Raw genomic sequence first — 24,480 nt, 5'->3', positions numbered from 1 at the left:
TCGTGATGTATAAAATCGTTTTTTGTCTGTTAACTTAATTTATTAAACGTCAAAAGTACCATAAACAAAGCAAACGATCTTAATATTATTTTAACATTATAAAAATATAACCATAATATTACAAAAGAAACCCAAACAATGGTGCAATAAAATTGTTTCGCACCCTCCTTTAGTTACTTTTTATTTAATTCAGCCAAGATTTGATCGAGTAAATAACTGATCGCACCATCACCGGTCTGCGGCAATCTTGTCGACATTTCAACTTCGGCACGGCTACCCACTACGCCCTTTGAAGTAATTGCGGTACTGCCATATTGATTGAGTTGCGCCAGTGTTGTTTCCCATTGTTTACCAGGTGCAACCCCCATTTCCTTTAACATTCCAGGCAGCTTTTGCAGATCCATAGCCGCAGACATCTTATTTTGCTTCATAAGCTTCACAAAATCCTTATTTACAGAGGCGTTCATCTTATTCTGACGGATATCATTCAAGGCCAACGAATCATTACTGACCATTACCAAATCCTCTTTCAGGAGAACATACATTGGAAAGTCCATGGCTTTCTTGGTTGAAAACGAATAAATACCGTCATGAATCTGCCCAGCTTGTTTTGAAACGGCCATTTCCAACCCCTTTTTTATCAAACGTTGATCCTTTGATGTAAACATCCAAATAAATACAGGAAGTGTTTCTTCTTTTGTCTTTTTCACTTCAGTTGCATTATAATCATCATCATAGGTGTAATCGATATAGTCTTTCTTGAACTTGCGCAGACCGTTAACAACGACAAGATGGTCTCCAGGCATCACCTGAGCAATGGCCTTTTCATCTAATGCTATTTCAAGCGCCATCAGCCCCCACTCCACAACATCTTGTTGCGGACCAAGCAAACCACTGTAATACTTAGCCATATAAGCCGGCATTTCTCTTAAATACGCTTCTGAATTAATGTTCACATTAAAAAACCCCAAAGTCTTATCGGTTAAATATTTACTGAACTTCGCATTGGGTTTTCTCGCATACATTCTTTTTGTAATCTCTGCCAAAGTTTTATCTAAGCCTACAGACCCTTTTAACTTCAACACATTTCCCTCTTGCACTAAATCCAATAGACCATCTTGATAACCGGCCTTGAACTTATCCAGTTTGATCCCCATGTAATAATAAGGAAGAGAGGTGGTATAAGGCAATAGACCACGATATAGATCCTCTACATGAGGAACATACAATCGAATAAGTCCCAGATTTTTTAGAACTTTCTCCTGATCTGAAATTGACAGGGACTTATAATTTCCTGAAAGCAAACGGGACGCTTCATTCAACAACCATTTATCGCGCAAACCAGTACGAATAGAATCATTTTTTCTGTTTTGATCTTCATAGGCCGTATAAAGCGAATCATAATAACTGGGATCATGCATTTCAACGGGATCACCCGCAGCGATATCAACAACCGGTGGTAATACTTCCGTCGCAGCGGCCGCGATCGTATCGGGTTCAACGGCAATAGCAACTGGCGGTGCTACCGGAACGGCAAGCGGTTTTTCATCCTCATCCCAAACCTCGGCAACTGAATCCACAGCGGCAACTGTCGTATCTGCCCATGCATCATAATCGTCAGACGGGCGCGCGACGTAATCAACCTTTTTGATTCCATACCGACTAGCAATTGAATCATTGTCTAAAAAGGTGGTATTCGTCGTCGCCGAAATAAATCGAGCAATCCGATCATTATAGACCAACATGCTACCTGGTTTAAGACCGACGCTTAAATATCCATTAGCAAATGCTTTCGGCTCACCAGCCTCATGAAGCAATTTCTCAAATTGCCCTTTATTGTTTAAAGGAAATATGAATTCCGTAAAGCTTATACTGTCAGTTTTCCTTGTATAAAAATAAGCGGTCTGAGACAGGTCTACACCTAGATTTTTAATATCCCTATTTGCTGGAATTCCCGACTTCTCAAAAAAACCAGTTTTCTGAAGCAACTCGTTCAGCTTATTTGCATTAGCCTTCTGTACAATATCTTTCATATTGAAAGCCGCAATCATTTCTGCATCTTCGGGGATCTGTTTGATCAAGTCCTGCGCCTTTATACTTGTCCCAAAAGACAAACAGGCTAATCCTACCAATATAAATTTTGATTTCATTTTATAATAATTTTTCAGCTACACCCAACCTATGCTATAGCAGCGCTTTCAGCAACTAAATATGGTCTCGGTTTCACCAACGTTATTAGGTTATTTTGTTAATGTGATTTTATTTGCCAAACTCGATTTACCATATACCAAATCCATAAAAGGTAGCTTTAGCAAGACCCCTTTCTTATTTCCGGCAACCTTTGCCAGGCCGTTTACCTGAGATGCTATCGGTTTTTCAAAACGAATAATCTGCGTATAGAATGCATCTGCAAACTGGGTCGTATTATCGCTTCCCAACTGATTGAATTTTGTCTTCCAGTCAGCAGAAGCCACAAATTTGCGTTCAAACACATTGCTTTGTGCGTTATAATAATAGCGGTTTGAATTCGATATCTTTGTTTTAAATCGATTTGCCAATATATCTGAAAAGGCATTCAACGATTCTATCTGACTAAAATCACATGAAATATTAACGATATAATTGGTAAAATCCGTTGTGTATTGCACATTGGAAATTCCTTTAGTCTGTTTCAGTAGTTGAACAGCAGAGCGGATCTCTTTCTCCATATCGGCCTGAGAAGGGATCTGAATTCCCTTGATACTTTTCATCTTCATTAAAGAAGCTACCTTGGTTTTGCTTTTACTTAAATTCAATGTCGCTGCAATATGCCCAGAACCATTCGTTTTTAAGTCGATCTGCTCAACAAAATCAAAGCAGCTCGATAATGTAAACGCCATTACAACGGCACAGATCATCGTATAAAATCTTTTCAATTTTCCTTTTACTTTAAATACTTCTTCCATTACAACGTTGTAACGATTAATAATTTGTCAAATCAATATATGTTTTGACATGAACAGCAAACATTGTGCTATTTTTTTCCTATTGACAAATTTATTAAAAACGAGAACGCACTTTACTACCTGATTTCAGGGAAAAGTGAAGAAAATAATAGCTTGCTTTTACTCCTTTACAAAAGAATTAAAGCCGCTATCCTTAGCCCATTGAAGCGAATTATAATAGGGATGTATCCACTTATTTAAATCATTGGGGACATAACAGGACAATCCGGAAAATCGCAAAATGGGTTTATCTAGAAAAGTTGGCGTATTCGCCTTATAGATAACCAATTTCGACACTGAAGCCTCAATAGCGGTTGTCGCAGACGGCAAAAAATGCTGATGAACAAAATCAAGAAAATCAAAACCTGCCGATAAGGATTTTTCATCAAAATCCAGTCGCTGTAAGTTATCGCGATAGATCCTTGTGAGCGGGGCTCTGGTCAGTGCGGCGTGAACATTATTTGCAAGATCCGGCCAATATGCATTATTGACCACAGAAATAGTAGCAGATCGATAGCGTCCTGTCAACTGATTATAAAAATTAAAATATGTTTCCGCAGTAGATTTCAGTCCACGCTCAAGATCAGGGTCGACCAAGTTCTTTAAGACCAAATGATAAGGCATACTTGTTGATAAGACTTCCGCTGGAGAAGCTATTGTATACTTGGCCTTTTCCCGAAGTTGATATAATACTTCGACACTTGCCATGGAACAGGCGTCAAATAGGAGAAAGTCGAGGCCCGATGGAATGATTTCCTGTAAATCACGAAGCTCAGTTTTGTTTCCCCTATCCTCATTAAACGACATTAACTTGACCCCAACATTCGGCAACCAATTTGTTGCATGTGACCACAGGACAAGCCCCGCTGGGCGACCTCCAACATAGGATTTCATGGTCTGCAGAATTTGTTTCATCACAACGGGATTCGCCGAATCTTGATCCCCATAAGATTTGATGACCGTGCTCTTTATTTCTGAACTCTGATCAGCAACAATTTTATAGATTTTAGGCGTAGTACCTGCCAAAGTCGCATATACATACACATCAGCATCTAATCCAACCATACCCTCTTCCATTGCATTAATACTATTGTAAGCATCTGAAACCAAGTTATTATTGGCCCCAATATAAACCAACACAACACGACCATCTCTTTCATTTACAGCATTTTCTTTGTCATTGCAACTAGTTAACAGCACTACAAATAGCAAATAAAACACTCCAAATAATCTGAACACACTAGAATTCATCAAAATACAATTAAAATCGCAACAAATATATCTAAAAATCAAATATATACATCAAACAAACATTTAATTACACAAAAGAACACGAAAGGTTCACATTAATTTAACTTAACTTAAGTATTTTTGTCATTACTTTATTAACACACACTAACTATCAATATGATTAACAAGATCATAACTATTCCAAGACAGAATATCTTGCGAATAGCTTACTTTATGATTGCATTGCTTACATTAGATTCCTGCCAGAAAACAGAATCTAAAATGGAGCAAGCTGCAGTACAATTTTCCCCGACTATCGTCGGCCAAATTAACACGAAAGCAACTGGAACCTCCTGGGATCAGAATGACCAAATCGGAGTATTTATGTCCAAATCAGGCCAGCCTCTGGAAGTAGCTTCCATTGTTGATCAGGTCAAAAATCAGTTATTTACTTTCAATGGTTCACTATTCCAAAGTGCCCGCCCAATCTTCCTATCTGCTGAAAAAGTAGATTTTATCGCCTATCATCCTTATAAATCCCTTACAGATTTTCAATATCCAATTGATTTAAGTGATCAGTCTAATCCCACAGCTTTAGATCTGATGTACGCAAACAATGCCAAAAACATCGACAAGAGTAACAATACTGTCCCCCTTATTTTTGTACGTCAATTGAGTAAAGTCAGCATTAATCTATCCATTACCAATACTGTCGCATTGGAAGCAAACCAGATTACGGTAAAAATGCCGTCCATAAGCACGCAGGGAGGATTTGACTTAACAACAGGGAAATTGACAGTCAATTCGACGGAGAAAAAAGATGTTCAAGGAAAAGTATCGGTAAATGCCAATAAAACGGCTCGCATAGAATTTATACTACTCCCTGGTGAAGACATTACAGGAAAAGCTATTAAGTTTATGGCCGCTAATGGTGATACCTATACCTGGACAATCCCGCAAAATCAGAATTTAAAAAATTTAATAGCTGGAAATCAATATAGCTTCGATATCAAAATCGACAATGGCAAGCCAAGTGGTGGAATCGGTGATTCACAAGCTTATTTGGAAATCCCAAAAATGAGTAACCTAGGCAATGATGAGGTATTTATTCAACATTTTATGCCTGATGCAAGCGACAGTAGGAATTACGCGATGCTCTATGACAAAAAGCTAAAAATAGCTTATTGGGTAGCCTATCCATTATACAGCAGTATTCTTGGATCAGGCAATCGTACAGATGCATGGGGATATGATCCGCAAGTATCTACTGCGTTTCAACCATTGTTGCTTAATGCGCAAGGCTTTAGTAAATATGGTTATGATAGAGGACACCAATTGCCCAGCGCCGATCGTAATCTGACGACTGCACAGAATAAAACAACATTCTATTTCACCAATATGACCCCACAGGTATCTTCACTCAACCAAGGCGTTTGGAGACTACTGGAAGAAAAAGTACGCACCTGGTCCGCCCAGTGTGACACGATGTATGTCGTCACAGGTGCAATGCCTATCACAAACAGCAATAATACACTAACTTTTGCACAAGACAATCAAGGGAAAGACGTCGCTGTACCTAAATATTATTTCAAGGCCTTGGCCATGAAAAAAGGTGAAGATTACTATACTATTGCTTACAAGATGGACAATGCAGCACCACCAATCAATAGTAAATATGACAATTATAGATTAACCGTGAGCGACCTTGAAAAAGCAACCGGCTTCACATTTTTTCCTGATCTAAATGATACACAAAAAGGAAACATAAATACCTCTATTTGGAAATAATTAATAAACGATTTAGTCATATCAATTTAGTTTAATTATGAAAGTAAACCAACTTTTATTCCTAGCGACTGCGGCAGCTGCCGTAACCAGCTCTTGCCAAAAGGCACCTGTTTCAGAACAAGAAATCACCAAAGCAGTGACTTTTTCGTCAACAATCTCTAACCAAGTGACCACAAAAGCTGCTGGCGCAAACTGGGAAAGCAACGATGCAATCGGTGTTTTCATGAAAACCGGTAGTGGTTTAAGCAATGTATTGGCAAGCAACAAGCAGTATGTAACGACAAAAGGAGATGGAAATTTTAACGCAAGCAGCACTACGGAAGAAATCAATTACCCAGCTGATGGTTCCAATGTAGATTTTATTGCCTACTATCCTTACCAAACAACAATCACAAACAACATTTATCCAGTTAATGTAGCTGATCAAACCCAACAAAATAAAATTGATCTCTTATACGCTAATAATGTAACTGGAGCCAACAAGAATAAACCAAATGCGCAACTCCAATTTGGCCACAAACTCAGCAAAGTCGAACTGACTGTTGCTGCTGGGACTGGTGTAAGTTCCCTATCAAGTCTTACTGTAACCTACAATGGATTTAATACTACAGCGAACTTCGACCTAGCAACAGGGACACTAGCTGCTGGCGCTAACCCAACTGCGATCAAAGCAAAAACTACAGCCGGAACATCGACAACATTAGCAGAGGCCATCTTATTACCTGTAGCTAATGTTGCTGGTGCAAAAGTTGAATTCAAAATTGGTAATGAAACCTATACGTGGACTTTACCATCATCAACAACTTACGAAGCCGGTAAAAAATACAGCTACAATATCACCTTGCAAGAGCAGGCTGGCAACAATTCAGCTATTGTGGCGTCTGGGAATATTACAGACTGGACCGATGTACCTTCGGGTTCATACGTGATCGGTAAAGACGAAGATAATGGTGGTACAACTGATCCTGTTGAACAAACATTGTATGAAGAAGATTTCGGGACAACCCCATTAAGTAAGGATGAAAAATTTAAAATAGCTGATTTCAAAGGCTGGTCGAATACGACTGTTACATATTCCGATCAATATTCAAAAGCGGATATTAGAACAACTGGGACTATTGTAAACAATCATGTATGGCTGCCTACTACAGGTAATTCAGAGCTGGCTATAGAAGGAATTAATACAGAAAAAGCAAGTAAATTAAAAGTTTCGTTTGATGTGGCAATTGGAACATCAAAGGATTTCGACCTGCAAAATCTAGCAATCATATTTAACGGTCAAACATTCAATCCTGAATCTAAAATGATCCTTTCTGCAGATGCAAATAAATTCATTAATGTAACAGTAGATCTTTCTACTGCAACTACACTGTCTGCTAACTCGAAATTATCCTTCTTCTCAGATATCCAGACCAACAAAGCTGGTCTTCGCATCGATAATATCGTCTTGAAAGGCCAAAAATAAAATACAATAAAAACATCTTCAAATGCAATACATCTAAAATGTATTGCATTTGTCATCTAAATACATTTCACTATTTAACCTCAAGCTATGTATAAAAAATACATACTTTTTGCCCTCTTATCTGCTGCCAGTACACCTATATTTGCCCAAAGGGCCAATGTACAGGGTATTGTCCGCAACCAGGTGAGCAAAGAACCTTTCTCCAATGTACGTCTCGTCTTTGAGAAAAATCAAAAGTCGGTCGTCACCGATTCCAAAGGAAGCTTCAGTCTACCGAAGTTAAACTCGGGTGAGGAAACGATCCTGATCACAGGTGGTAATATCCAGGAGATCAAAATTACCGTTCAGATCCCGGCCTCCGGCCTTCTTAAAATGGACGACATCTACGTCCTTCCAAGTACCGACAATGATAATATGGTACAGTTGAGCATGGCCGCCGATGATCTATTGGATGATGACAACGAATCTTTCGACCAAAACATTGCTGCCAAAATTATCCTTTCTAACGACGTATACGTCAACAAAATTGGTTATCAGCTCTCTCAATTCCGTTTTCGCCTCCGCGGATACAACAACCGCTACGAACAAAAATACATCAACGGCGTACACTTCAACGACCAATTGCGCGGAGTCTTCAACTATGCTTCCATCGGTGCCATCAATGATTTGACCCGAAATGGAGACCAAGACAATGCTATGGACGCCTCGACCTTTACATTCGGCTCCATCGGCGGTTCCGAAAATATCAATATGCGCGCCAGCGCTTTCGCCAAAGGAGCAAAAGCAACAGCCACATACACCAACCGCAATTATTATAGCCGGGGTATGCTGAGCTATTCAACGGGACTAATGGACAACGGCTGGGCATTTACAGGCTTACTCGGTGGTCGCTATGCGGATAAAGGAAATATTGAAGGTACATTTTACAAAAACTTCTCCTACGCACTTTCCATCGAAAAACAATTCCAGCAAGGTAAACATAGTTTATCATTGGTCACCTTTGGTTCACCGGTAGAGCGTGGCCAACAATCGGGTTCTTTTCAGGAAGCTTATGACCTCCTCGACAACAACCTATACAACCCCAATTGGGGCTACCAAGACGGAAAAATCAGGAATTCGCGTGTCGTCACTGCTTATGACCCTACCGCAATCCTTTCACATATCTGGAAAATCGATCCAAATACAAAACTAACGACAGGTATATCGCTGCACTATGGCAAGTATGCCAGTACAGCATTAAACTGGTACAACGGGCCGGATCCTAGACCAGACTATTACCGCAATTTGCCGAGTTATTTTACGGATTCCATTACAAATCAATACTACAGCAACCTTTGGCAATCGGCAAAAGTATCGCAAGTGGACTGGGACAATTTATACCTCGTCAACAAGCTCGAAAATAAAATCAACGATGGTGCAGCCATCTACATGTTGGAGAAACGCCATAGCGACCTATTGGAAAGCAGTTTCAATACCACGCTCAACAAAACGATCAATGAGCATGCTAAACTGACGCTCGGTATAGGCGCCAAAGGTTCCCAATCGCAACAGTATAAAACTGTAGCGGATCTACTGGGCGCCGAATATGTACTGGATATTGACAAATTCTCTGAACGTGACTTTGGACAAAATACAGGTCAGAGCCAAAACGACTTGTTAAATCCCAACTTTAAGGCACGCAAAGATGATATTTTTGGATATCGTTACAACATCAATATCAAATCTGCGAATGCTTGGTTACAAAACGAATACACGTATTCGAACATCGACTTTTTCTACGCTACACAGCTTTCTTACACCAGTTTTCAACGCGTAGGCTACATGAAAAATGGACGCTTCCCGACCAATTCTTATGGTAAAGGGCAAGAACACCATTTTTTTGACTATGCTTTCAAGGGTGGAATGACCTACAAATTCAATGGCCGCCATTTATTAAACGCCAAAATTAGCTATCAGACCAAAGCACCATTGGCCAATGATGCTTATATCTCACCAAGGGTAAGTGACTTTACTTTTGAAGACCTCAAAAGTGCCAAGATATTCTCTACAGATATCAGTTATGTCTTCTCCTTGCCGAAACTAAATGGTCGTTTATCGGTATTTCAGACCAACTTTACAGATCTCATCAGCCGACAAAGTTACTACAACGATGCCGCCCGTACCTTTATCAACCATGGACTAAAAGATATGAACCAGGTCAATAGAGGTATTGAGCTCGGATTGACCTATAAAGTTGACAACAATTGGAGTATTGATCTCGCAGCAACAAAGGCTGAATACTATTACAGCAACAACCCAATGGGAGCACAAAACTCCGAAAATGGATTGATCAATAATGAACGCGAGATGGTGTACCTCAATAACTACTATGTTGGTGGAATGCCACAGACCGCAGGAACTTTAGGAGTCCGTTATTTCGTAAACTACTGGTTTTTTGGCGCTAATTTAAATTACGCTGGCGATATGTATCTATCGAAAGCTCCTCTTCGTCAGTTGGCATCTAACTACAGCACCATCAATCCGTACGATCCGGAGCTCGATAATGCTTATCATATCCTTACTGATCAAGAAAAGTTCAAAAATAGCGCAACAGTCGATCTATCAATCGGTAAAATTCTTTACCTGAAAAATCGCAATTCAATGAACTTCAATTTAGCGGTCAATAACGTCTTAAATAATAAAAACATCAGAACTGGAGGTTTCGAAAATGCACGTTTGGATATTACTGCAGCAAATAAGTTTGCATCCAAATATTATTACATGCAGGGAATCAACTGTTTTATGAATGTATCCTATAGATTTTAATCTCGACAATAATGAACAAAAAAAATATACAAGCTGTCTATACATCGATGCTATCGGTTATCTGTATTGGACTCATCTTATTTACAGGAGCCTGTAAGCGTGATCCTGAAGCCCCTCTATTGACTAAACCGATCTATGAGGGTCCCAATGCCAACACAACGATAGCCGCATTGAAAGAAAAATATGCTAACATTACCGATCCAAAAGTAATCGATGAGGATCTGATCATTAAAGCACTGGTGACCGGAAACGACATTTCGGGCAATATCTACAAACAATTGTACATTCAGGATGAAACTGCTGCCATCAATCTTGGAGTCGACCAAAATAGCATGTACACAACTTTCCGCGCAGGCCAGGAAGTGTTTATCAACTTAAAAGGCCTGTCCATGGTGAAATATGGCAGTGAACTACAGATCGGTTTCAGTGGAACCAATGCCAACCGTATCGCCTGGGAAATTTTCAAAGAACATACCAAAGTAAACGGATGGCCAAATGCGGCCAATTTAACGCCATTGGAAGTTGATCTTTCTAAATTAGACGCTTCGATGGTCAACAAGTTGGTGATCATTAAAAATGTGCGTTTTAACAACGGTGGTGTCAATGCTTTCGCAGGTGGAACGGCGACTGTTAGCGAAGTAGTCAAAGATGCGAATGGCAAAACATTGGATGTCCGCAACAGTAACTTCTCCAGTTTTGCTAAAGATATCCTTCCTAAAGGGAATGGAACATTAGTCGGAATATTGGGCCGTTACAATGGTGGCTGGCAGCTCTTCCTGCGTGATAAAACAGATGTGATTGACTTTGATGGAACTGACGCCGGAACAACACCAACTGACCCTGAAACCGGAGGAACAATTTTCAACGAGACATTTGGAAATGGCACCTACCCGAGTGGCAACCGTCCTAAAATTGCAGATTTCACCGATTTCGATATGAAAGCTCCGGTGACCTACACCGAGGAAAGTGGTTCGGCAGATATTCGTACAGCGACAGGAATCAGTGCCTCGGTATGGCTTCCGGCAAACAAAGATATTACACTGAAAATCGCCGGAATCCAAACGGCCAACAAAACGGATCTTACATTGAGCTACCAACTTGTTCCTAATATTTACAATGTTGGTGAAGCAACCAACCTCAATGCCATGAAGGTGAAGGTCAACGGAACAACTTATACGATTCCAAGCACACCAGTAGCGATCAACTCAACAGATGATCGTAATAAATATTACACCGTCAGTATTCCAAACATTACAGCTGCAGCAACAAGTACCGTCGAATTTATAATGACTGGCGCTGACAATGCCTTTGGCTTCCGTTTAGATAATATTAAAATCGTAAGCGCAACTGGCGGAAACGGTTCTGGCAATACGATTATCGTTACTAAATAAATAAGAAATGAGATATCAACAGATTAGCTGTATTTTACTTCTTCTTCTATTTGGTGTAAAAACGGGTTCTGCACAGAGCAATCGTCGCGTATACCCCGTCGCCTTCTACAATTTGGAGAACCTATACGATCCTGTAAAAGATTCGACGATCAATGACGATGAATTTACACCGAAGGGTGCCAATACATGGACAGAAGCTAAGTATCAGCAAAAAATAAAAAACATGGCACGAGCGATTCGTGCCATCGGTTCACCTAGTTCTAGTTTGGGTCCTATCGCTCTAGGGGTAGCCGAAATTGAGAACCGTCGGGTTTTGGAAGATCTTACACGAGATCCCCAGCTCCGTGAGCTGGGATTAAAGATCGTTCATCACGATTCTCCTGACCGTCGCGGTGTGGATGTTGGGTTCCTTTACAATCCGGAATTCTTCACGCCTTTTAATGACAGGGTTCATCCATTCAACCTACCGGAAAACCCAGGCTTTAAGACGAGAGATCAACTATTGGTATCCGGTACGATTGCTGGAGATACGGTACATATCATTGTCAATCACTGGCCTTCGCGTTATGGCAATAAATCTTCTGAACTTCGCGAATTTGCAGCAGGTATTACCAAAGGTATCTGTGATTCCCTATATCGTGAAAATCCCGACGCCAAGATTATTATCATGGGCGATTTAAATGATGATCCCAAAGATAAAAGTGTAAGGGAAGTATTGCAGGCCAAGAAAAACCCGCAGGATGTACCTGCGCAGGGCTTATATAATACCATGTGGAAGTTTTACGATAAGGGAATTGGATCACTGGGCTATCAGGGACAATGGAATCTCTTTGATCAGATCATCATTTCCAGACCTTTATTGGACAATAAAAACAAGGGTTTACGTTTTGTCAAAGCTGAAATCTTCAATCGGGATTTTTTGGTGCAACAGGAAGGCCGAAACAAAGGTTATCCGCACCGAACATTTTCTGGGGGAGTATTTATCAATGGCTACTCAGACCACTTTCCAACATTGATCTATTTGGTAAAATAATATAAATGAAATCCGATTAACTCTTCTTAAGCGGAATTAAAGATAGGAGCTCGTTATAAATGAGCTCCTATTTTTTTGATCTCCCCCGGTCTTCAGTAATCTTTTTATTATACACAAGATATAAACTACCATTTAATCTCATTATTATACCATGGTTCAACCGCAATTTTTACTAGATTTAGCAGATGAAGCTTATACTATTTGATCTGGACGGAACACTGCTAGACACATTACAGGACCTCGGGGACAGCTGCAATGCTATTCTTGAACAATATGGATATCCAACCCATCCCCTTGTTGCTTATAAGAAATTTGTCGGCAACGGTGTCCAAAAACTTATCGAACGCGCATTACCGCAAGAAGCACGGACAGAAAATATCATCTCAACTTTACTCAGTGCCTTTAAAGTGTATTATGAGCAAAAGCCCATAACGCACACAAAACCATATACCGGCATTATACCGCTACTACAAGAACTGAAATCATTAGGCTATCTCATCTCGGTAGCATCAAATAAATACCATGAAGCGGTGATACCTTTGATGGCCGAATACTTTCCCGATATTTCATTTGATCTCGTCCTGGGGCATCGAACAGGTCGCCCCGCCAAGCCTGATCCCGATATTGTCTTCGACAGTATCCAAACACTCGGTGTTAGCAAACAGGATTGCTTTTATGTAGGCGATTCATCCGTGGATATGGATACCGCCAATAATGCCGGGGTAACAGCTATTGGTGTTACCTGGGGCTTTCGCGATGAAGACGAATTGAGACAACACGGTGCACAGCATATTATCCACCATCCACAGGAACTGTTGGCAATTCTATAAAAGAAAAAGGCGGGATTTAAATCCCGCCTTTTTCGATCACTGCCAGTGGTCTGGAGTAGCGCTCATATACATTTGAAATGCCGATGAGATCGCGAAAACCTTCGCGCGAATGCCAAAATTTACATTTTTGCATCCATGAGTTGATCACCCTGTACTTTTGGCTTGCCAAGCTTCATTTTTACAACAAAAGCTTTATCTGCACTAAACGTTACCGGAAGAACAACATCATAGTATGTATTCTTATCAAGATCCAAACCAATGTCGGAACGTTTAAGAGTCAATGATTGACCATTTTGCAATAAGACAGCCTCTACCGGAACCTCAGCTGAATTCTTCGGTACAGCAATGCGGACAATATTATTGACCGGTCGATTAAAGACAGTAAGATAGAGGTTGTCCTCTTTTTTTGTAAAATACCCCAATTTAGATGGAGCAAGTCCTGCATGTCTCACACCATAAACAGCTTCACCATTGATTTTGATCCAGTCACCAATCTCTTTCGCCAATTTATCCTCTCCTGGATGCATCCGACCATTTCCATCCGGGCCAAAATTCAACACGAAATTCCCGTTCATCGACACACAATTCATCAACATATCGATCAAATCGTCGGATGTCTTTGTATAAATACCAGACCAATCTTTCATGTAACCCCAACCGTTAGGTGGGATAGTCATCACACAATCCCAGTCACGTCCCTCTAGCCATTCAAATTCTTTCGGCATCTTACGCTCCCAGCCTTGCTCATAATCTCCCAACATATCACCATTCGAGTCGAAATGCCGCTTTCCAAATTCATCGTTTCGAAAACGGCTACCGATGATTAAGCCCGGGTGTTTCTCGCGGAGTTCCTTTTCCAGTTTATAGGTAAAGTCATAGGACTGAATCCAGGACTGATCCCAGGTACCATCGAACCAAAATCCTTTTATCTGCGGATAGTTTTGAAGCAGCTCCAACAATTGGTTACGGGTATACTCCAAAAACTTATTGAATTTTGCCTTTTCTTCCGGTGTAGACGGCGCCTTACCCATATAGTTTGAATTATTCCATTCTAAGATCGAAAAATACAAAAACACATCTATCCCTTCAGCGGTGTAAGCGTCTACAACCTGCTTGACGATGTCTTTTTTATAAGGGCTTTTCTGAATGGTATAGTCTGTATACTTCGAAGGCCATAAGGCAAATCCATCGTGATGTTTGGTAGTAAAAATCAGGTATTTCGCCCCCATTTCTTTAGCCTGCTTAGCCCATAGCTTTGCGTCAAATCCTTTGGGATTAAATTGCTTGTATAAATTATCATAGGTGTTTTTCCAGTTCTTTGGTGCAGTAGGTCCACTCCAGGTACGAATCCATTCGGAAGCGGCAGCACCTTTACGAGCACTTACTCCTTCCCATTCATTTCCTGGGATAGCATAAAGACCCCAATGGATAAACTGTCCTAAACCATATGTCCGAAAACGCTCCATCGCTTCATCGGTTCGATGTGCCGGTGTTAAAGGCCCATATTTTACGTCAATTCTTTGCTCCACCTTTTTGCGTGGCCCTGTCCACTGTCCAAAAGTAGTCTTGCCCAGCAATAGTGCACTACCTAGCAGCAAAGTCGTTATCAATCTGTTATAGCTTATCATATTTTATCTAATTGTTTATTACCACGATTCTTATAAAGTCCAACTTATTCAAAGACAAACAACACAACTAGTCGGGACGATCGATATACTGTTTCTGTACTTTCTTCATAACGACCGGTTCAGGGTTACTGTCCTGAAATGGATCAAAGTAATAAAGCCCCTGTTCCCGATACAATGCTAAATGTTTCTTTAACACCTTTGAAAATTGATCAAAATTACGCTGCTTTCCAGATGTCCAGGCCGCTTCCGCCAATGCAGCAATTCTTGGAAAGACGAGATAATCCAATCGATTGGTATTTGTCACGGTTTCTGTCCATAGATTGGCTTGGATACCCAATATCTGTTTTCTTCGACCACCTAAACTGTCCAATTGATCGCCAGCAAAATTGTAGACATCCTGGATAGGGTTAAAACCTTTGCCCCATTTTCGTCCATACCGATGGTTTTCCTGTTGCACAAAATCAAAATATAAAGGTAAACGCGGTGTAAGAATTGCCTGATATCCTTTATCCAAAATTTTATTGAGCTGTTCGGGTTTATCATGGCGCCACCACATCATCACAGTCTGCGCTTTGTCCAGTTTTGCGTCTACCATCTCATCCCAAACAATAATTTTTCCATTTATTCGGGCAACGGAATCTGCCATACGTCGAATAAAATAATCTTCCACTTCCTTATTGGATTTCAACCCTTCTGCCTTTTTCAACTCCTGAACCTTTAGATCATTATTCCAGGCATCGCTACCAAAAGCCACCTCGTCTCCGCCCAAATGAATGTAAGTCGAAGGAAAAAGCGCTTTTACTTCACGCAACACATGGCTTAAAAATGAATATGTCGTATTTTTTGCTGGGTGAAAAGTAAAATCAGGGTGTTTTTCATTACCTCCGCCCGATAAAAACGGATACGCACGGTTTGCCGCTGTTGCATGTCCAGGCATATCAATCTCAGGAATGACCTCAATATTACGTTCATCAGCATAAGCAATAATCTCACTGATATCATTTTGCGTATAATACTGTACTCCAGCATAGGGGTCTAAATAATTGCCTATACCCCCTATTTGGGCCAGCCAGGGGTAGCGTTGTATACTAAGGCGCCACGCAGGCTCATCCGTCAAATGCCAATGAAACTTGTTCAATTTATAAAAAGCCATCCAGTCCAACAATGACTTTACTTTTTCCTTCCCGAAGAAGTGTCTCGACTCATCTAACATAAAACCGCGCCATGCAAATTGTGCCTTATCTGTAATTTCAACAGCATCCAGCTCACGTTGTTCACCATTTTGCACTGCAACGGACAAGAGTTGGTCTAAGCTGGCAATTCCATTAAGGAGGCCCGATTTATCGGAAGCGTAAATTCGAATACGGACAGGATCTATCTGCAGACGATAAGCTTCATGTCCAAGCGATTTATCCCAGCTTACCATAACCTGGGCTTCGTCGACCTTGGTCGCAACATAGGCCGAAATCCCGAAACGCCCAAGTAGGAGCTTCTTGAAATACAATATCGTGGGATCAAAATAAGGATCGCTTATAATGCCTATATTTCTACCCAGGATAAGTTTCCCCTTTCGCGCTTCCTGCTGTTGAGGACGTGGGATAATAGCAACCTGTGCCTCCACGCACTGTATTGTTAGGAATACGAAAAGAAATGTCCCCATTAATCTATGTTTCATCCGTTCTATCGTTATTTTCAACTGATCAGATTAAATCTGCTTGTGTAAAGTATTTGTTTCTAACGAGGTTCGATCATACATTATTCAAACCTAGTTTGTGCTATAATCGGCCCACCACAGCCAGCTCGCGATGCAAAAGTGATACGAAAGCCCATCGTATGAACTGTTTACATCGGTTCTGCCCATAGTTTATCTTGTTATACAATGGTAAAGAATTTATTATTTATTACTGTAGCCCAAGTCTAGTCAATCGTTTGCGCAAATCTCGAAAACGTTATAGTGAATGGCCTTTATAAGGCTAATAAAGAAAAATAATGATTAATAAAGATATTTTAATCACTTATAATTAAAAATAAAGTAAGATAGGATGAACAACGATGATAGCCCAATTAGTCATTGTCGTTTTGTTAGCTATATTTGAAAACACAAATACAATACCCTAAGTTAAAACCGTATGATAAAAAAGATCTTTTATACCTTAATCTTTATTGGAGTACTGCTATTGAATATACAAGCGCGAACCGTAGTTCCATTTAATACCAGCTGGACTTTCAAAAAGGGACCTTTTTCTACTTCGACATTAGATTATAATCAACTGTTTGAAGGGAAATGGCAACTTGTCAATTTACCGCACACCTGGAATGCAAACGATATGCAGACCAAAGAGATTAAGTCCGGTAGTTTAGGAAAAAATGAGCGCTTTTATACCGGCGATGCTTATTACCGTAAGTCATTTGTTCCCGAAACAGCTTGGCAAGGCAAACGCATTTTCATCCGATTTGAAGGGGTCAATACCAACACAGAAGTATACGTAAACAATCAGCCCCTTCCTACCAAAGACGGCAAAAATGATGTTACCTACGACAATACGAAACGCAATGGAAATTATAACTTCGTGGGCAGACATCAGGGCGGTTATTCTGCATTTGTATTCGAGCTGACCAATATGCTCCAATTTGGAAAAGAAAACGAGATTTTGGTGAAGGTAAACAATGAGGCTACTCCACAGGTCATTCCTGTTAACCATACCCTTTTCCCTATGTACGGCGGTATTTATAGACCGGTTGAACTTATTGTAACAGACAACATCCATATTGCGGTGAATGATTTTGCAGCTAAAGGAATCTATATTACGCAAAAAAATGTCTCCAAGAAAACAGCCGATGTTGCTGTAAAAATAAAAATAGACAACAAATCCGGAAAAAAACAACCAATTGAGTTATTGACAACGATTTTTGAAAAAGATGGATCGATTAAAGCCAAACAAAGCACACAGTACACGTTGTTACCACAAGGCCGTCAAACTGTTACGCAACAAATCCTAGTCAAAAGTCCACATTTATGGCAAGGTTTAGATGATCCCTATCTCTATAAGGTGGTCACACAGATCAAAAAGAACAACCAGGTAATTGATGAGGTAACAGCACCGCTTGGTCTTCGTAAATTTGAATTACGAACCGGTGAAGGATTTTTCCTAAATGATATCAAATATCCGCTATATGGTGTTTGTCGCCATCAGGATCGACTCGGTAAAGGATCGGCCCTAAGCAATGCAGACCACGACGAAGACCTGGCAATCATCAAAGAAATGGGAGCAACATCGATCCGATTGGCACATTACCAACAGTCTGAGTACTTCTATTCAAAATGCGATAGCATGGGTCTCGTTATCTGGGCCGAAATCCCGTTTGTCAATCGGGTAACCACCTTGGAAGACAACAACGCACAACAACAGCTGAAAGAACTGATCCGCCAAAATTTCAACCATCCTTCCATCTATATATGGGGTATGCACAATGAGGTATACTCTCCTTCTGCCTATACCGTCGAACTAACGACCAAATTAAATGACCTCGCTAAATCCGAAGATCCTGATCGCTATACCGTTTCTGTCAGCGGTTACAATGTTATCGACCACGCCGTCAATAATAATGCAGATGTACAGGGCATTAACCATTACTTCGGCTGGTATAATGGTGAACTGGAGGATAAATCAGATAAGGAGGATGATGTCGCCTCCTGGGCAAAACGTATCAGTGAAGAATTCAAAGATTACCGGATTATCTTTTCGGAATATGGTGCAGAAGCCGTTCCCGAAGATCAAGCAGAAGAGGTTGGAAATTTTGGAAATCAATGGAGCAATCCATCGTTTTTCCCTGAAGAATATGCAACCAAATTTCATGAAGTACATTGGGGCGTGATATCCAAAAGTCCAATTTTCTTAGGTTCTTATGTCTGGAACACATTCGATTTTGCCACGCCCATTACTGCGCTGAACGTTAACCCCCGAAATTATAAAGGACTGGTTTCCTTTGACCGTAAACTGAAGAAGGATGGCTTTTATTGGTACAAAGCCAATTGGAGCAAGGAACCGGTGTTATATATTACACAGCGTCGTATGATCAACAGAGGTAATGAAATCACACCTATTGCGGTTTATTCGAACCGAGGTGAGCCAACATTGATCATCAATGGACAAACGATCAAAGGGGCCAAAATGGGTCAGACCAATGTACACTACATCTTCGAAAACGTGAAGCTAAAACCGGGGAAGAATACTGTAGAAGCAAAAGTAATCCAAAAAGACGGTAAGGTATTAACCGACACGATTGAATGGAATTATGACCCAGCGTTTAAACAGGGACCATCGGGACCAACAAAATCGAAAACAGAGCATGTAGGTCTATAATCACGCTAGCAAAATAATAGACAAAAAACAGGGGTAGCCTAAAAAGCTACCCCTGTTTTTTGTTTAAGAATGTATACCCCCCTCAGCTATAGTGATCATCAGATCACTTTCCCTAATTTCAAAAAAGTATTAACCGATAAAAGCGGGTCGTTTACCGAGATTGTCTCGAGACTGGCCTAATGCCCCTCTTCAGCACCCTATTTGCTTCCTATCTTTGAGTCATCAAACAAGAAATAAAAAAATTAAAAAATAAACATCATGGCAACTAAAACAACATTCAGCATCAACAGTAAAACAATTACTAAAGTTTTTCAAGATCTTTTTGATTCCTTCAAAAGCTCACGTTTAAAAGTTTCATCCAAGAATGGACAAGAATACTTAAATATCTCCTTGCTATTAGCTGTAATCATCGGAATTATTTTCCCTGTAGCTTTCATTGCATTGATTATTCTAAGCCTGATTGCACCTATTGAAATTGCAATCCTTCAAGAAGTAAAAGAAGAGAATGCAGATCAAAAAATGATCGAACTCAAATAAGTAAAAAATAAAGGGTAATACCCTTTATTTTTTTTCTATCTTATCAAAAGGCCTATTTGGAGACAAATTAAATGTAAAATTTCCTTTTGAATCCACACCGCCAGCACCTCTGACACGGGCTTTGATTTCGTATTTCGATTGGGGATTATAATTCGTTACCGTAAAATTGTAGTAAAAAGGTTTGATCTTGTTGGTTCCCCTAAATTTATCCGAAAGCGCATGATGTCCATCCTCTGCAATGACCTGCCCGTCCTGTAGCAATTGTACGGCATCGATCTCCAGAAAATTCTTCCCCTCAACAAAGAAAAATCCAGCTTGCGCTCGTCCATTATCGTAAATCTTCCTGCTCACGTCAAAAGTTAGAAAACTATACGTTTCCTTGATATCATTAGGGCCCCATGATCCGGCAATATATCCCCCGGGACGATAATAATCAATACGCATGGAGTCTAATCTTGGAAGATTGGCATCCAATCGATGGCTAAACGCTGCATAATCTTTGGCAGACTTAGCAGCCCATCCAATTTCAGCAACGGCAAGCAATCGCGGAAAATTCTGCACATTCAGGTCTTTAATATCCTGGGCCAACGCTGTCCACATATTTCCCTGAACACCCAGGACAAGCTGATCCTCAGCCGGACTAAGTCCTGCAGAAGGATCAAATTCATACACTCTTTTCAGCGAGTTTATCTGCGGATAGGCCAGGTCAGTCATGGTACCATCATTCCGATCGGCCTGTGTAATATCAAAATAGAGATGCGATGCCGGTGTGGCTACGGCTTTAAACCCATCTTTGGTTGCTTCCTTGATCGCTTCTTCACCAAGCCAGCTCATAATCGCTGTACTCTTTGGTAAGTTTTCAGCATCGGCCAAAATATCATTCCACCCGATCGGTTTTTTTCCTTTTTGGACAATGATAGCAGAAACACGTTGAACGAAATAGCTCTGCAGTGCTTTGACATCCTTAATCTGGTGCTGTTTCATAAAATCCTGCACGTGTGGTTCTTTTTCCCACAAGTCATGACGGACTTCGTCCCCTCCAAAATGGATATAACTACCTGGGAAGAGATTCGCGATTTCAGTGAACACATTATTCAGGAATTCATAGGTAAACTCTTTTGTCGGATCCAATGTATTGGGGGTAAATTGATTTCCCCAATAGCCCCAAGATGACACAAAAGGAAAAATGTGATTCGGGTAGGAATTTTTGTTGACCCCAAGTTCAGGATAAGCTAATATGGTCGGCCATGAATGTCCAGGAACATCAATCTCGGGCACAATCGTAATATTGCGTTCCCGTGCATATTGGACAACTTCCTTGATCTGCTCCTGTGTATAAAATCCACTGCGTTCTGCAGGTTGCTTTTCTGTTCGATGAAATACCGTCGCATTTTCCATGGTCAATTTCGGATATTTCTTTATTTCAATCCGCCAACCCTGGTCATCCGTCAAATGCCAATGAAACGTATTCATTTTGTATAATGCCATGACATCCAAATACTTTTTCACGGTTTTCACATCGAAGAATGTCCGGCTTACATCTTTCATATAACCGCGCCAATGATAGCGAGGATAATCTTTAATTTTCACAGCCGGAATATTCCAGCTTATCTCTTTGGTTGGGTTACTACCCTCGAAAGCTGTCGGTAAAAGTTGCCGCAGTGATTGCGTTGCATTGAAAAGCCCATGGGAGCTTTTTGCTATAATAACAACTCCCCGATCAGAAACCTCGAGCTGATAGCCTTCCTTGTTCGGAATTGACAGTTTTGGGTCTAGTCTAAATTCAATGCTATTGCTTGCCTGCTTTTTCACTGGCAGGGGATACTGCGTTACTTTTCTCAGCTGCTCAACAAACAAAGACACATCTTTCACATCGCAGTTTTTGAAACTTAAGGTCGTTTGTGCATTTAATTGAAACTTGCCTACTCCGATATTGATTTCCTGAGGCTTGGGGATAATATCAATCCCAGACTGCGCATGGAGTCCTTGCGCAAATAAACAGGATAAAGCTACTGAACAGAGGAGTGTTTTCATTAAAATTTAAGTTTTTATTTTTAAATAAACAGGTCTTAAAGAGACCATTTATGGGTTTCGTTATGCAAAATAAAAAATAAAAAATGATCCTTCTACCCCAACTTTCAATCAAACGATTGTGTAAGATTTTCAAAAAGTAGCTGACCGGCTACAGCAGCAAGTAGCGGATATGATTTTTTAGTATTAAATTTGACTTCCAGACAAAACAAAATAGGCTATAGTTAACTTATTGGGGTGAAAGAACAATAACGTGAAAAACAGTAAAAAATTATTTATTATCAGGACAGTTTTAATTGCCTTCCTGATTCTTTCCTTGGTTTATATCGGTTCGATATTTACCTATCAATATATTGAGTACCAAAAGACCGAAGCCCGTTTAAATAAAGCGTATAGTTCTAAAAATCAATTGACGAATCTTTTTTACGAACTCTTCTCCTCGTATAATGCTGCCGGAAATGCCTTTCGCTCTTATACCGTGGACTTTAGTACCGAAAATTTAAAGAATTACAGCAATAGTTTAGATACGTTACGATTTTATATCGATTCCCTTTCTAAATTATCTTCCCAAAAGGGACTTACTTTCTCTACGAAGACATCCTTGGAACAAAATATCACCCTTTCCGACGAGTTTGCCCACATCAAACTGGCTGTTGACAACATGATTTTTTTGGCCAAAGACTCGCTGTCACTCTTAACGAAAACGAATAGAACCATTCGCCCAGGGAATAATCGGATACTTGCAGATTCTGTTGTCAATAAAATATTAAGAGATACCGCACTCAATGTAAGTAAGAAGGATACCATTGTCCGAAAGAAAGAAAAACTCTTTACACGTATTTTCAAAGCCAAAAATGACACCCTTGTTGCCGATAAACTTGAACAAAATTTCAACGTTAACCAAATCAAGGCAATACATAGCCAGATCCAAAGTTTGATCGAGCAAAATGAAATATTTCACCGGCAAGATTTCAGTAAGATTCGCCGTTCTTTTGCTGAGCTTCAACACAAGGAAAGACAGCTTCTACAATCTAATTACAACTTATTCAGCACGATTAGTACGGCCTTGCTTCGCATTAAGACCCATGAAGATGAGATACTAAGAGCTGCGGAAATTCAAGATTTCAAACTCTATAAAGAAAACTCTTCCATTTTCGGCAAACAGGTGATCGCTTCTATTATTCTTATGATTATTATGGTGACACTCTTGTTGTCCTACCATTACAACACACTTGTGTATGAGCGCAAGCTTACTGCCGCTAGAGATTATGCCTTGCGAACAGCGAAAGAGAAGGCCAGTATACTGGCCAATGTAAGTCATGATGTGCGCACACCGGTCAATTCTTTGGTCAGTGTTATTGATCTGCTAAAGAGTAATGCGGCAAACAATCGGGTCAACCCTATTTTATTAGACTCCATTACACAAGATATCCATGTGATCAATGATACCGTGGAAGATATTCTGAATCTGGGTAAGCTAGAGTCTGGTACACTAGAAATTAAGGCCGAGTATTTTTCGCCAACTCAATTGCTCGCGAACCTCATAAAAATGCAGCAGGCTCAAGCAGACAAAAAAGGACTGAAACTTATCAGTGACATTGATATCGATCCCGACATCTTAATCAAAAGCGGAACGTATCGTGTACGCCAGATTGTTTCAAACCTTTTGAGCAACGCTATTAAATATACAGATAAGGGGCAGATAGAGGTAAAAGCCTTTATCAGCAGAGCCCCAGGAGGATCCAAATTACATATATTAGTCAACGATACGGGAAAAGGTATTTCTGCGAAAGATCAAGGACATATTTTCGAACAGTACTATATGACCGATCAGAAATCCAAGAATAGTTTTGGATTGGGATTACATATTGCTAAACTCATGGCCGAACAGCTAAACGGAACGTTAAGTGTTAGCAGTCAACAGGGCAAGGGATCAACATTTACATTAGTCGTTCCGTTTACCGAAGAAAAGAAAAATAGGAAACAAATTACGAGCTTGGACAAGCTCTCAAAAGAGCTACGCTTTGTCGTTATTGATGATAATCCGATCAATAATCTATTCGTAAAACAAGCATTGCAACATTTCGAGGATGTGAAAATCTATCAGGATTCATCTACAGCAATAGCCTATCTGAAGGAAAATAGAACGGATATTATTATCACCGATCTCAAAATGCATGGCCCTACCGGTTGGGATATCCTCAATACGGTCAAAGACAACAATAGCGTAAAGGGATGGAATAGCAAAGTTATTGCCCTGACGTCAGACGAATCCCAAGTAACCATGCAGACCCCCGAAGGGCAGCTACATCAATTTGATGGCGTTATGACCAAACCTCTGGACAAAGCTATCCTTGCTCAGCTCATCGCAAGGATTTCATAAGCTAGGCAATG

General features: G+C 40.3%; 15 protein-coding genes. 9 read left to right on the top strand and 6 right to left on the bottom strand.

Annotated elements, in window-relative coordinates:
• Nucleotides 1–173 precede the first annotated feature (173 nt).
• The 3 genes from ACLCDV_RS01500 to ACLCDV_RS01490 all read right to left on the bottom strand — a co-directional run bounded on the left by ACLCDV_RS01500 (nt 174) and on the right by ACLCDV_RS01490 (nt 4,235).
• Complete coding sequence (locus ACLCDV_RS01500) at nt 174–2,150, bottom strand: hypothetical protein (protein ID WP_411972768.1); 1,977 nt, start codon at nt 2,148–2,150, stop codon at nt 174–176.
• Between the two features lie 90 nt (nt 2,151–2,240).
• Nucleotides 2,241–2,945, bottom strand: a complete 705-nt coding sequence (locus ACLCDV_RS01495; RefSeq protein WP_411972767.1) for a hypothetical protein — start codon at nt 2,943–2,945, stop codon at nt 2,241–2,243.
• 159 nt (nt 2,946–3,104) lie between these two features.
• Nucleotides 3,105–4,235, bottom strand: a complete 1,131-nt coding sequence (locus tag ACLCDV_RS01490) for a clostripain-related cysteine peptidase (RefSeq protein ID WP_411972766.1) — start codon at nt 4,233–4,235, stop codon at nt 3,105–3,107.
• Between the two features lie 156 nt (nt 4,236–4,391).
• Here ACLCDV_RS01490 and ACLCDV_RS01485 point away from each other — a divergent pair, with 156 nt between their 5' ends.
• From ACLCDV_RS01485 to ACLCDV_RS01460, 6 genes are all read left to right on the top strand, one after another.
• Complete coding sequence (locus ACLCDV_RS01485) at nt 4,392–6,002, top strand: DNA/RNA non-specific endonuclease (RefSeq protein ID WP_411972765.1); 1,611 nt, start codon at nt 4,392–4,394, stop codon at nt 6,000–6,002.
• Between the two features lie 37 nt (nt 6,003–6,039).
• Entirely contained in the window at nt 6,040–7,467 is a 1,428-nt protein-coding gene (locus ACLCDV_RS01480) for a fimbrillin family protein (RefSeq protein WP_411972764.1), read from the top strand.
• 87 nt (nt 7,468–7,554) lie between these two features.
• Nucleotides 7,555–10,272: a TonB-dependent receptor gene (locus ACLCDV_RS01475; RefSeq protein ID WP_411972763.1), complete on the top strand. Its 2,718-nt coding sequence runs from the start codon at nt 7,555–7,557 to the stop codon at nt 10,270–10,272.
• A gap of 11 nt (nt 10,273–10,283) precedes the next feature.
• Nucleotides 10,284–11,663, top strand: a complete 1,380-nt coding sequence (locus ACLCDV_RS01470) for a DUF5689 domain-containing protein (protein WP_411972762.1) — start codon at nt 10,284–10,286, stop codon at nt 11,661–11,663.
• A 7-nt stretch (nt 11,664–11,670) separates the two neighbouring features.
• The gene (locus tag ACLCDV_RS01465) at nt 11,671–12,696 is read left to right on the top strand and encodes an endonuclease/exonuclease/phosphatase family protein (protein ID WP_411972761.1); all 1,026 of its coding nucleotides are present in this window, start codon (nt 11,671–11,673) and stop codon (nt 12,694–12,696) included.
• A gap of 185 nt (nt 12,697–12,881) precedes the next feature.
• Nucleotides 12,882–13,526, top strand: coding sequence for an HAD family hydrolase (locus ACLCDV_RS01460; protein WP_317668729.1), 645 nt, complete (start codon nt 12,882–12,884; stop codon nt 13,524–13,526).
• A 119-nt stretch (nt 13,527–13,645) separates the two neighbouring features.
• On the opposite strand, the gene ACLCDV_RS01455 is transcribed toward ACLCDV_RS01460, so the two are convergent.
• Nucleotides 13,646–15,154, bottom strand: a complete 1,509-nt coding sequence (locus ACLCDV_RS01455; RefSeq protein ID WP_411972760.1) for an alpha-L-fucosidase — start codon at nt 15,152–15,154, stop codon at nt 13,646–13,648.
• Between the two features lie 67 nt (nt 15,155–15,221).
• On the bottom strand, nt 15,222–16,829 hold the full coding sequence (locus ACLCDV_RS01450; protein ID WP_411972759.1) for a beta-N-acetylhexosaminidase: 1,608 nt from the start codon (nt 16,827–16,829) through the stop codon (nt 15,222–15,224).
• Nucleotides 16,830–17,283: 454 nt separating this feature from the next.
• Between ACLCDV_RS01450 and ACLCDV_RS01445 the strand changes: the two genes are divergently transcribed.
• Together ACLCDV_RS01445 and ACLCDV_RS01440 are read left to right on the top strand one after the other, a co-directional pair.
• On the top strand, nt 17,284–19,518 hold the full coding sequence (locus ACLCDV_RS01445; protein ID WP_411972758.1) for a glycoside hydrolase family 2 protein: 2,235 nt from the start codon (nt 17,284–17,286) through the stop codon (nt 19,516–19,518).
• 258 nt (nt 19,519–19,776) lie between these two features.
• On the top strand, nt 19,777–20,055 hold the full coding sequence (locus ACLCDV_RS01440; RefSeq protein WP_201670012.1) for a DUF4342 domain-containing protein: 279 nt from the start codon (nt 19,777–19,779) through the stop codon (nt 20,053–20,055).
• A gap of 24 nt (nt 20,056–20,079) precedes the next feature.
• Here ACLCDV_RS01440 and ACLCDV_RS01435 read toward each other — a convergent pair whose 3' ends face one another.
• Nucleotides 20,080–22,089 carry a beta-N-acetylhexosaminidase gene (locus ACLCDV_RS01435; protein WP_411972757.1) on the bottom strand — a complete coding sequence of 670 codons (2,010 nt, stop codon included), beginning with the start codon at nt 22,087–22,089 and terminating at the stop codon, nt 20,080–20,082.
• Nucleotides 22,090–22,339: 250 nt separating this feature from the next.
• On the opposite strand from ACLCDV_RS01435, the gene ACLCDV_RS01430 reads away from it, so the two are divergent.
• Nucleotides 22,340–24,469: a hybrid sensor histidine kinase/response regulator gene (locus ACLCDV_RS01430; protein ID WP_411972756.1), complete on the top strand. Its 2,130-nt coding sequence runs from the start codon at nt 22,340–22,342 to the stop codon at nt 24,467–24,469.
• Nucleotides 24,470–24,480: the final 11 nt, after the last annotated feature.

The sequence above is a fragment of the Sphingobacterium sp. Lzh-3 genome, assembly GCF_046764375.1.
Lineage (GTDB): Bacteria > Bacteroidota > Bacteroidia > Sphingobacteriales > Sphingobacteriaceae > Sphingobacterium.
This window is presented reverse-complemented; position numbering and strand designations above follow the sequence as displayed.